9 protein-coding genes and 1 pseudogene are annotated in these 9,898 nt (G+C 70.6%); 3 read left to right on the top strand and 7 right to left on the bottom strand.

Translation table 11 applies throughout. The features are described from left to right. Positions 1–45: 45 nt before the first annotated feature. Complete coding sequence (locus EF387_RS42200; protein WP_162467319.1) at positions 46–801, top strand: cupin-like domain-containing protein; 756 nt, start codon at positions 46–48, stop codon at positions 799–801. 139 nt (positions 802–940) lie between these two features. Here EF387_RS42200 and EF387_RS48990 read toward each other — a convergent pair whose 3' ends face one another. From EF387_RS48990 to EF387_RS42165, 7 genes are all read right to left on the bottom strand, one after another. Then, positions 941–1,123 carry a hypothetical protein gene (locus tag EF387_RS48990; RefSeq protein ID WP_238432009.1) on the bottom strand — a complete coding sequence of 61 codons (183 nt, stop codon included), beginning with the start codon at positions 1,121–1,123 and terminating at the stop codon, positions 941–943. Positions 1,124–1,466: 343 nt separating this feature from the next. After that, positions 1,467–2,927, bottom strand: coding sequence for a substrate-binding protein (locus EF387_RS42190; protein WP_128381903.1), 1,461 nt, complete (start codon positions 2,925–2,927; stop codon positions 1,467–1,469). Between the two features lie 67 nt (positions 2,928–2,994). Beyond that, positions 2,995–3,348 carry an ArsR/SmtB family transcription factor gene (locus tag EF387_RS42185; RefSeq protein WP_162467318.1) on the bottom strand — a complete coding sequence of 118 codons (354 nt, stop codon included), beginning with the start codon at positions 3,346–3,348 and terminating at the stop codon, positions 2,995–2,997. Positions 3,349–3,473: 125 nt separating this feature from the next. After that, a complete protein-coding gene (locus EF387_RS42180; RefSeq protein WP_128381901.1) occupies positions 3,474–4,199 on the bottom strand; it encodes an ATP-binding cassette domain-containing protein in 726 nt (241 codons plus the stop codon). Beyond that, positions 4,196–5,944 (bottom strand): branched-chain amino acid ABC transporter ATP-binding protein/permease, encoded by a 1,749-nt coding sequence (locus EF387_RS42175; RefSeq protein WP_128381900.1) that lies wholly within the window; start codon positions 5,942–5,944, stop codon positions 4,196–4,198. Before EF387_RS42175 ends, EF387_RS42180 begins: the two co-directional genes overlap by 4 nt. Beyond that, positions 5,941–6,792 carry a branched-chain amino acid ABC transporter permease gene (locus EF387_RS42170; RefSeq protein ID WP_128381899.1) on the bottom strand — a complete coding sequence of 284 codons (852 nt, stop codon included), beginning with the start codon at positions 6,790–6,792 and terminating at the stop codon, positions 5,941–5,943. Before EF387_RS42170 ends, EF387_RS42175 begins: the two co-directional genes overlap by 4 nt. A 7-nt stretch (positions 6,793–6,799) precedes the next feature. Beyond that, entirely contained in the window at positions 6,800–8,017 is a 1,218-nt protein-coding gene (locus EF387_RS42165; protein ID WP_162467317.1) for a substrate-binding protein, read from the bottom strand. Between the two features lie 156 nt (positions 8,018–8,173). Here EF387_RS42165 and EF387_RS42160 point away from each other — a divergent pair, with 156 nt between their 5' ends. Both EF387_RS42160 and EF387_RS50285 read left to right on the top strand, forming a co-directional pair. Next, the gene (locus tag EF387_RS42160) at positions 8,174–9,547 is read left to right on the top strand and encodes an amidase family protein (protein ID WP_128381897.1); all 1,374 of its coding nucleotides are present in this window, start codon (positions 8,174–8,176) and stop codon (positions 9,545–9,547) included. Between the two features lie 88 nt (positions 9,548–9,635). Continuing rightward, positions 9,636–9,872, top strand: a pseudogene (locus tag EF387_RS50285) (GAF domain-containing protein); the annotation flags it as partial. Positions 9,873–9,898 lie beyond the last annotated feature (26 nt).

Raw genomic sequence — 9,898 nt, 5'->3', positions numbered from 1 at the left:
AGCCGAACGAGGCATCCAACGCGTCTGCTCCAGCGAGCAACTCCCGTGGTCCTTCCTCACCAACACCGGCCTCACCATCCACCATCAGCCCCCACAGAACTAACGAAAAACTCAGTAGTCAAGGGCAACAGGGAGAAGGACCACACGGCATTCACCGAGCCGACGCTGGGCGAGTACCTGGATTCCCTGACTGGGGGTTGTCTGACCGGGGAATCCCCGGACGGTGACGATCGGACCTACCTGAAGGAGTTCGACCTGCTCAAGCGGTTCCCCGGGCTTTGGGGCGATCTGAGACACGAGCAGATGTTTCCGCGTGGCTCCGTCACGTCCTGCAGCACCTGGATCGGACCCGCCCTGGCACGCACGGGCCTGCACCACGACCTGCTCGACAACCTCGCCGTCCAGATCACGGGAAGGAAGCGCTTCTACCTGGCACGCCCCGGCACCGTCGAACGTGCCGGGGCGCTCTCCGCCAAGTACGACGCCTGGGCACGGCTGTCACGTGTGGGCATCGCCGAGCTGGCCGCCGCTGCCCCGGCGACCAGCGACGACTTCTTCGCCGTGGATCTCGAACCAGGCGATGTGCTCTACGTTCCGGCACGCTGGTGGCGCGAGGTCATCAACCTCAGCGCAGGCATCCTTCTCAGCGGATTCTTCGGCTCCACGATGCGTGTGACCTCCCTCTGGGCACGCGTCCGACTCCGCGACACCCTCCATCGCGCAGGGCTGCTCAGCCCGGGCAACTGCACGTGCCATGCGGATCGCCGAGGCGCTCAGCACCGGTCAGGCGGGACGCCATGAGGAGCGCCGCCGAGCGGATCGCCCCGGCTCCATGGCTGTCCTTCCCCTCGGAGGCGCATGTCGCACTGATCTGCTGGAAGACGCCTGAACTCATTTCCGACAGGAGTTCCAAGTGCGCGCAGGCACCTCCTCCCACAGGTCATCCAGTCTGATGAAAGGGGTGACCGTAGGCGGAGAGTTGCTCCGTCGTGGCCAGAACACTGCCGATGAGGATGAGCACGACCGGTTTGCGGCTCAGCACCCGGTCCCACACGGTCTGCAGGGTGCCCGCTCGCCGCAGGACGGCGTACGGGACGTGCGCGCGCTCGCAGAAGAGATCCACGAGACGTGACTTTCCGACCCGGCGTCGGCCACGGAGCAGCAGGGCCCTGCCGCGCTGGTCGCCCCGGCCGTCCCGCACCCGGGTGAGGTGGCGCTGGAGGTCGGCCAGCTCGGATTTGCGGCCCTCGATAAGGGTGGCTGAGAGCGCGGTGAAGGCGGGCGGCGTGGTGGGGGGCAGGGCGCCAGTTGCAAGCCCTCGTCGGTCAGGCCGCGTTCGCCCTGCCTGCTCCCTCGGTAGCCTGCGAAGAAGGCCGCGTCGGCCAACCAGCCGGTTGGGTGGTGTGCGGTGGGGAGACTGGGCCGGCATACCTGCTGGCCAGTGCCCCGCGAAGCCGTGCGCATGGTCAGGCGGTGCCGGACGGCATCCGTCCGCGGATCGCGAACCCTGTGGCAGTGGCCTCGGCCAGGTACATGCTCTGCCGCAGCCGGCCGTCGGCTCCCACCGAGACCCTGCCGCGCGGTCCGTCCAGAGTGAGACCGTGCAGGGCCCGGGAGACCTCACCGCCCTGCGGCGACCCCGCCTTCCGCGCGGCCCGGGCGAACAGTTGCAGGCCCTCGTACGCCGACTCCGTCAGCGCCGACGGTGACGGCGCCCAGGGGCCGAACGCGGCCCGGTAGCGTCGCAGGAAGTCGGCGTTCTCCGCTGTGTCCAGGGCGGAGAAATACGGCAGGCAGGACCAGACCCCGCTGCCCGCGGCGCCCAGATGCTCTCGGGTGCTCTCCTCGAGCAGGGGTGCGAGCGTACGGATACGACGGCGCAGTCCCGCGGCGTGGAACCGTCGCTCGAAGTCGATCGAACTCCACCCCACCAGGCTGGAGAGCACCAGGTCGGCGCCGGACGCCTCGATGTCCTCCAGCACGTCGTCGAAGGACGACTCGCCGAGCCGGACGAAGCGCTCGCCGACGACATGCCCGCCGTGGCGCTCCGCGATGCGGCGGCCTCGCGTGCAGACGGCCCGGGGCCAGGAGTAGTCGTTGCCGATCAGGTACCAGGAGCGACCGCCGCTCTCGCGCATCAGCGACGGAACCGCCTGCGCCAGTTGGTCCGCCACCGACTCACCGAGCCGGAACAGCGTTCCGTCCTGCACGCGGCTGCCCTCGTTCGCGGCGGTGTAGAGATACAGCAGGCCCGACGCCCGCGCGTAGCGGCTCACTGCGTTGAAGGTCGCCGAGCTGTGTACGCCCACCACGGCCGCCAGGCCGCGCCGCTGGTCGAGTTCCCGCAACCGGGCCAGCCCCGTGGCGGCGTGGGTGCGATCGTCGATCACCTCGACCCGCACCGGCCGGCCGCCGATCCCGCCCTCGGCGTTGATCTCCTCGGCCGCCAGCGCCGCGCAGTTGGCGGCGGCCCGGCCGAACAGGCCGGCGCTTCCCGACATGCTGGTCAGCAAGGCGACACACGTCTCGTCGGCCGGGCTCTCGCCGTCCGGCACCGCGCGGCCCAGGCTGCCCGTCATCCAGCCGAGAGCCCCCTGATCGAGTTCGGTGACCGTGCGCACCCGTGTGCCCCCGGGCTCACGGGCGAAGGTGATGGTGATCCTCCCGGTCCACGGCGTCTCGTGCTGCAGCACGATCCGCCGGTACGGCCGCATCTCCACGATGCGTGCCGTGCCCCGTACGGTCGTCTCGCCCCCTGGGGCCGCGAACGGCAGGGGTATGTCGATGCCGGCCGCCGCGCCGGGCTCCGCGCGCTCGAACCGCGCGGAGAACAACCAGCCCGGGCCGCCGGTTCGTCCGAACATGCCGAACGCCTCGTGCGGGGGCACACCGAGGTGCGTCTCGTTGACGAGGACGATCTCGTGCATGGGCTCTCCTCAGCAGGCCGTGACAAGGCCCGGCTGACGGGCACGCCAGGAGACGTGCCCGCGGCCGTCATCCGCTCTTCGCTTCACGCAGCCCGCCCTCCGGCCGGTCCGCGGCCACCCCCTGGTCCGTGGGCAGCGACTGCTCATAGATCTGGCGCAGGAACGCGATCGCCGCGTCCGCGCGGTTGGGACCCAGACGGTACCGCCGGTGCTTGCCGTCTCGGATCTCGGAGACCAGCTGCGCGTCCCGCAGGACCCTCAGGTGCGCCGAGACCGCGGTCCGGCCGATCGCCGGGAACGCGGCCGCGATGTCTCCGGCCGTGGGTTCGTGTTCCGATGCCAGCAGGGCCAGAATGGCCCGACGGGTCGCGTCGTTGAGGGCACGGAATACCAGGTCGCTCTCGTGGCTGTGGTCGATCACTTCCTGGGACCTTTCATCCTTTTTCGGAATGCGGCGGCACCGTGATTCGGCGACAACATGCCAATGTATGTGTACCCGTTGACTTTACCGTTCACGTGCCCGCCGGGCCAGACAGGGGCGGGTGCTCAGGGCACCATCCGGCCCGCCACATGCTCAACGATTCCCTCGTGGACGTGCCCTTCCACGGCGATCTGACCCTTCTCCATCAGGTACCACCGGTCCGCCACGCCCAGCGCCATGTCCAGGTGCTGCTCTGCGAGGAGTACGGCGACCCCGGCGGCAGCGAGCCGTCCCACCGCGTCGGCGAACCGGTCCACATTGGCGGGCTGGAGGCCCTCCGTCGGCTCGTCGAAGACGCACACCGCGCCCGGAGCCGCGACCGTCCTGGCGATCGCCAGCATCTTCTGCTCCCCGCCGGAGAGGGTTCCCGCACGCTGGCGTTCCCGGCCCCGGAGGAAGGGGAAGAGCTCCGCCGGCTCCGACAGGTCGCGGATACCGGCCAGCCGCAGGTTCTCCGCCACGGTCAGTTCGCCGAGCACCGGCTGGTCCTGGGCGACTACCCGCAGCCCGCCCCGTCTGCGCCGGGAGCCGGGCCAGGCGGTGACATCCCGGCCCGCCAGGAGCGTCACCCCGGCGTCGGCACCCAGGGTGCCCGACACCGCGGACACCAGCGTGGTCTTCCCGACGCCGTTGCGGCCCAGCAGCGCCACGACCTCGCCGGGCGCGACCGACAGATCGACGCCACGCACCACGGTGGTTCCCGCGTAGCCCGCGGTGAGCCCACGGATCTCCAGCGCCTTGCCGCCGAGGGTACTCGAAGCATCCTGGACACTGGAAAGAAAGGTGCTCATGACCGGCCTCCCGCCGCCCGGCCGACGTAGACCGCCGACACTTCGGAATTCGACTCGATCTCCGCCACCGTTCCGGAGGCCATGACCTCACCGCCGCGCAGCACGGTGACCCGGTCGGCGACGCTGCGGATGAAGGCCATGTCGTGCTCGACGACCAGGACCGGCAGTCCGTGGTCGTGAACGAGTCCGCGGAGCACCTCGGCGACCTGCTCGGTCTCGCTCCGGGTCATGCCCGCGGTGGGTTCGTCGAGCAGCAGCACGTCGCAGCCCGCGGTCAGCGTCATGGCGAGCTCCAGCAGCTGCTGCTCGCCGTGCGAGAGGCTGCCTGCAGGGGTGTCCATACGGTCCGCGAACCCGGCGGCGTCGAGGACGAACCACGCCTCCGGCGGCAGGTCGGCCGTCCACCGCTGCCGCACCAGCGCGAGCGCACCATGCGTCCTGCCCCACCGGGCCAGGGCGAGGTTCTCCGCCAGGGTCAGTGAACCGGCGACGCTCGGTGCCTGGAACTTGCGGCCCAGTCCGGAGCGGGTCAGTTCCCATGGAGGCCGACCGGTGACGTCCTGCCCGTCCAGCCGCCAGGCTCCGTCGGTCGCCGGCGTGAACCCGGTCAGCACGTCCAGCAGCGTCGACTTGCCCGCCCCGTTGGGACCGATGAGGCAGTGCACTCCCGGTTCGGTGAGGTCCAGGTCCACCCCCCGCAGCGCGGTGAAGGGACCGAAGCGGCAGCCGATCGACCGCACGACCAGTCCGCCGCCGGCCCGGCCCCCGGTCGACGGGGCCGCCGCGCCGAGCTTCACCTGCCGGGGTGGGAACCATCGTGCGGGCAGGCGGCGGCGGACCACGACCGCCACCCCGTCGGGGACGAGGACCACGGCGGCGACGAACGCCGCACCCGTCACCAGCAGCCAGGAGTCGAGCGCCGTGTCGGCCAGCAGGTTCGCACCGGCGCTGACCACCAGCGTGGCGAGAACCGGTCCCCAGATGGTCCGCCGCGAGCCCAGCATCGCCCAGACCACGAAGTTCGTGCCCATGACGAGCCCGATGAGGCTCGGGGAGACGAACTGGACCTGAAGCACGTACACGGCGCCCATCAGCCCTGCCACGACCCCGGTGAGGGTGAACACGCCGGTCTTCGCCGCTCCCACGTCGTAACCGAGGGCGGCCATCCGGCGTTCGTTGTTCCGTACGGCGGCCAGGGCGACACCGTACGGGCGCCGCGCGAGGCTCGCCAGCAGCACGATCACCAGCACCGCCAGACCCGCCGTCACACCCCGCGCCGCGGTCGGGGTGAAGGAGAGCGCGCCGATGTGGAAGCGCGGGATGTCGGTCAGGCCGTTGAAGCCGCCGGTCACCCCGGTCCAGCGGCCTGCGACCTGTTCCGCCGCGAGAGCCACGACGAAGGTGACGAGGGCGAAGCTGACCGCGTCCAGCCTGCGCCGCAGGCCCACCGCCGCGATCAGCCGCGCCATGACCCCGCCGAGCAGCGCCCCGGCACCCAGCCCGGCGAGCGATCCGTACGCCCCCGCGTGCAGACCGAACCAGGCACCCGCGTACGCCCCCACGCCGAAGGTCACGCTGTGACCGAGATTGAGGATTCCCGCGATGCCCCAGGTCAGGGCCAGCGCGGCGGTCACCGTGCCGAGGACCAGGAACTGGGCCAGCAGTCCTCCGGCCCAGGGCCCGGCGAGGACGGCTGCCGCGGCTGCCAGCGGTACGGGTAGCAGTTTTCGAACGAAGGGGTTCATGAGGCCACCCGGAGACTCGCGGAGGGACGGACCTGCACCGCCAGGAACGCCAGCAGAAGTACTGCCAGGCGGGCCAGCAGCGGGTCGGTCCAGAAGGTCGTCAGGTTCTGCACCGCCGCCAGACCCAGCGCGGCGATGAGCACCGGCGCCACGCGCCGCCCCGCCACGATGACCACGAGGAAGGCGGTGAACACGTAGTCCAGGCCCATGTCGGGCTGGACGTTGGTGACCGGTGCGACCAGTGCCCCGGCGATCGCGGCCAGGCCCGCGCTCGTCGCGAACACCACGAGGTTCACCCGCGTGCAACGCACCCCCAGGGTCTCCGACAGCGCGGCGTCGCCGGCGACCGCGCGGACCCGCAGTCCGAGGGAGGTGAACCGCAGTACGGCGAGGACCGACACCACGATCGCCAGTGCGAACCCCGTGAGCAGCAGCTGGTAGGTGGGGAAGGGGACACCGAGCACCTTCGTGGCACCGGGCAGCGGATTGGCCACCATCCGGTAGTCCTTGCCGAACCCCAGTTGGATCAGCTGGCGGACGACGATCGACAGGCCGAAGGTCGCCAGGATGGAGAGTTCCGGTGACCGGTACAGCCGACGTATCAGCAGTACCTCGGTCAGGGCGCCCACCCCGAGTCCGACGGCGGCGGCCGCCGCCAGGCCCACTGCCCAGGGGAGGCCGTGGTCGGCGGTGACGACGGAGCCGTACGCCCCGATGGTGAGGAACTCCCCGTGCGCCAGGTTGATGATCCGCATCAACCCGAAGGACAGCGACAGCCCTACGGCCGTCAGTGCCAGGACCGCGGCGGAGGAGAGTACGCCCAGGGTCAGGGCGATGGTCTGGTCCATGCGTCCGTCACCCCGTGCACTTGCTGTCGGCGGCGACGTCCGTGAAGGTCTTCTCGATCTTGACGGCCCCGTCGGTCACCTGCCCGACGTAGACGGGCTGGGTGGCGGTCCTGTTCTTCTCGAACGTGACCTTGCCCGCGGGCGCGTCGAGGGAGAGCCCGCTGAGCTTGGCGGCCACGTCCTTCGCCTCGGTGCTCCCGGCCGCGTTGGCCGCCTGAGCCCATGCCTTGATGGCGACGTAGGTCTGCTCCGAAAGGGAGGTGACGGTCGGGGCCTCGGCGCCGAACTTCTTCCGGTACGCCGTCAGGAAGGCGGAGTTGGCGGGGGTGTTCAGGGACTGGAAGTACCCGAGCGAGGTGTACATCCCCTCCGTGACCTTCGGGCCCATGCCGGCCAGCGTGTTCTCCTCGTAGAGGATTCCCAGCCGCTGCGCCTGGCTGTTGCCCAGCGCGGCGTCGTACGCCTGCTTCTCGAAAGCGATCGCGTCACCTCCGACGAGGGCGGGGAGCAGCAGTCCGGGGTTCGCCTGCTGGATCTTCTGGATCACGGCCTGGAAGTCGGTGGTCCCGAGCGGCACGAACGCCGTCCCGACGACCTCCCCGCCCGAGGCGGTGATGTACTGCTTGGCCGCATCGAGGCTCGCGCGCCCCCAGGCGTAGTCGTTGCCGAGCAGGAACCACTTCTTGCGGCCCGTGGCGCTCTGCGTCCAGGGGATGGTCTGCTTCAGTTGCTGGCTGGGGACTTCGCCGTTGGTGAAGAGGTCCGGGTCGCAGGTGCCGCCCTCGAAGACGGGTGTGTACATGTAGAGCGTGCCGGCGGATCTCGCCTTGGGCAGCACCGCCTCCCTGGTGGCGGAGGTGTGCATGCCCACGAGCACCGAGACCTCGTCGGAGTTCAGCAGGCGGGTGGCCGTCTGTCTGCCGATGTCGGGGTTGGTCGCGTCGTCGCCGACGACCACGCTGACCTTGCGGCCGAGCACCCCGCCGGAGGCGTTGACCTCCTGGGCCGCGAGTTCCGCGACGTTCCTCGTCGCCGGCCCGAAGAGCCCGGCGGGCCCGGACATGCTGGTCAGCAGGCCGATCTTCAGTGCGCCGCCGGAGTCGGACTGCTGCTTCTCGGCGCTCGACTTCCCGCTGTCGGTGGCGCAGCCCGTCAGGGCGAGCGCGGAGGCCGCCGTGACGGCGAGCCAGGTCTTGTTCAGGTGGTTGGACTTGATGGTGGACACTTTTTCCTCCAACATGTCATCGCGTGAGCGAACGATGACATGAGCGCCAGGGGTGGTCAACCCTCGAAGAAGCCGCAACAAAGCCGGCGTCGTACGGGCGGCGGCGCAGTGATCGTCCGTGAGCTGTCGAAGCGGATCCGCACGAAGGAGCAGGCCATGAGCGAACCCACCACGAAGGAACCCGGCACGCAGACCGGCCGGGCGGCGCCCGCGGGCGCGCGCAGCCGCCACGAGGCCGTGCAGACGTCCTTGGAGCGCGCCGAGGAGGCGGCCCACCTGGGCGGCTTCATCACTCTCGACCGTGATGCCGCCGCCAAGACTCCCGACGAGCCGGGCCCGCTGTCCGGCATGACCCTCGCGATCAAGGACAACATCCACGTCGCCGGGCTGCCCAACACGGCCGGTACCCCCGCCCTGCGGGACTTCGTCCCCCCGTGCGACGCGCCCGCGGTACGGCGGCTGCGCGACGCCGGTGCCGTCATCCTCGGCAAGGCCAACATGCACGAGTTGGCGTTTGGCATCACCAGCAACAACCAGGCGTTCGGCCCGGTCCGCAACCCGTGCGACCCCAGCCGTTTCGCCGGTGGCAGCAGTGGTGGGGTCGCCGCACTCGTCGCGGCCGGGGTGGTACGGGCGGGCCTGGGTACCGACACGGGCGGCTCGGTGCGTGTTCCCGCGGCCGTCACCGGCACCTGCGGGCTGCGGCCCACGGTCGGGCGCTACCCCGGGGAGGGTGTGACGCCCCTGTCGAGTACCCGGGACACCATCGGGCCCATGGGGCGCCGGGTGGCGGATCTGGTTCTGCTGGACGGTGTCCTCAGCGGTGACGACGCCCCGGCCGCCGCCCGGTCGCCGCGGTCGATCCGGCTGGGGGTGCCGACCGGTCACTTCACCGAGCCGCTGCAGGACGAGGTCGCCGTCCAGTGGGAGACGGCCCTGCGCAACCTGGAGGCGGCGGGCGTGGACCTGGTCCCGGTCGATGTCACCTCGTTCACCGCGGGCGAGTTCGAGACCGGTATGGCCATCGTGCTGTACGAGGCCCGGTTGGAGTTGTCCGCCTACCTGGCGAAGTACCGGCCGCAGATGGATCTCGCCGCGCTCGCCGCCCTCATCGCGGGCCCCGACGTACGCGGCGTCTTCGAGGGCTGCATCCTCGACGGGGCCCCGGGCCTGGTCTCCGAGGACGTCTACCGCGAGTGCCTGGCCCGGCGGCAGCGCCTGCGCGCGGCCTACGCGGACACGTTCGCCGCACACGGCCTGGACGGCCTGGCCTTCCCGACCACCCCGGCTACCGCTCTTGACCTGGCCACCTGTGACCAGGGCATGATTCTGTGCGGAGAAGACGCCGACACCTTCGCCACCTTCATCCGCAACACCGGCCCGGCCAGCGTCATCGGAGCCCCCGGCCTGAGCATCCCCATGGGCGTGGCGACCAACGGCCTGCCGACGGGCCTCGAGATCGACGCTCCCATTGGAGCCGACCGCGAACTGCTCGCCCTCGGGCTGACCGTTGAGGAGATCTGCGGCTGAAGTTCCCTTGGGTCGGGGTGGGCGATGCGCTTCTCCTGCAGTCCGCCAAGGGTGCCGCGCTCGTCCGCTGTGAGCACCGGGCCCCGTCCTGCTCCCGCATCTTCTGACGCCATGCGGCAGGAGCAGTCCGCGGGGGACGGACCGTCCACCGCTGTCGTGGTGGCCCGACAGCGTCCGCAGCATCGACGCCCACGGCATCCACGCCCTGTTGGTCGTCCCCCTGCGCGCCCGCGGCATCACACTCGGCCTGGCAATCCTCGGCCGGCATCGAACACCTGAGCCTTTCGACGACGATTTGCTGCTCGCCAAGGAACTCGCGGCGCGCGCGGCGGTCTGCGTTGACAACGCCCG

This window comes from Streptomyces cavernae (assembly GCF_004023625.1).
Taxonomy (GTDB): Bacteria; Actinomycetota; Actinomycetes; order Streptomycetales; family Streptomycetaceae; genus Streptomyces; species Streptomyces cavernae.
Note: the sequence above shows the minus strand (reverse complement) of the source record. Positions and strands in the feature narration are given on the sequence as shown.

What these genes read in the sequence shown, in the direction of transcription:
- EF387_RS42190 (WP_128381903.1), bottom strand. Translation starts at nt 2,927, where the DNA reads ATGCACGAGATCGTCCTCGTCAACGAGACGCACCTCGGTGTGCCCCCG.
- EF387_RS42180 (WP_128381901.1), bottom strand. Translation starts at nt 4,199, where the DNA reads ATGAGCACCTTTCTTTCCAGTGTCCAGGATGCTTCGAGTACCCTCGGC.
- EF387_RS42175 (WP_128381900.1), bottom strand. Translation starts at nt 5,944, where the DNA reads ATGAACCCCTTCGTTCGAAAACTGCTACCCGTACCGCTGGCAGCCGCG.
- EF387_RS42170 (WP_128381899.1), bottom strand. Translation starts at nt 6,792, where the DNA reads ATGGACCAGACCATCGCCCTGACCCTGGGCGTACTCTCCTCCGCCGCG.
- EF387_RS42160 (WP_128381897.1), top strand. Translation starts at nt 8,174, where the DNA reads ATGAGCGAACCCACCACGAAGGAACCCGGCACGCAGACCGGCCGGGCG.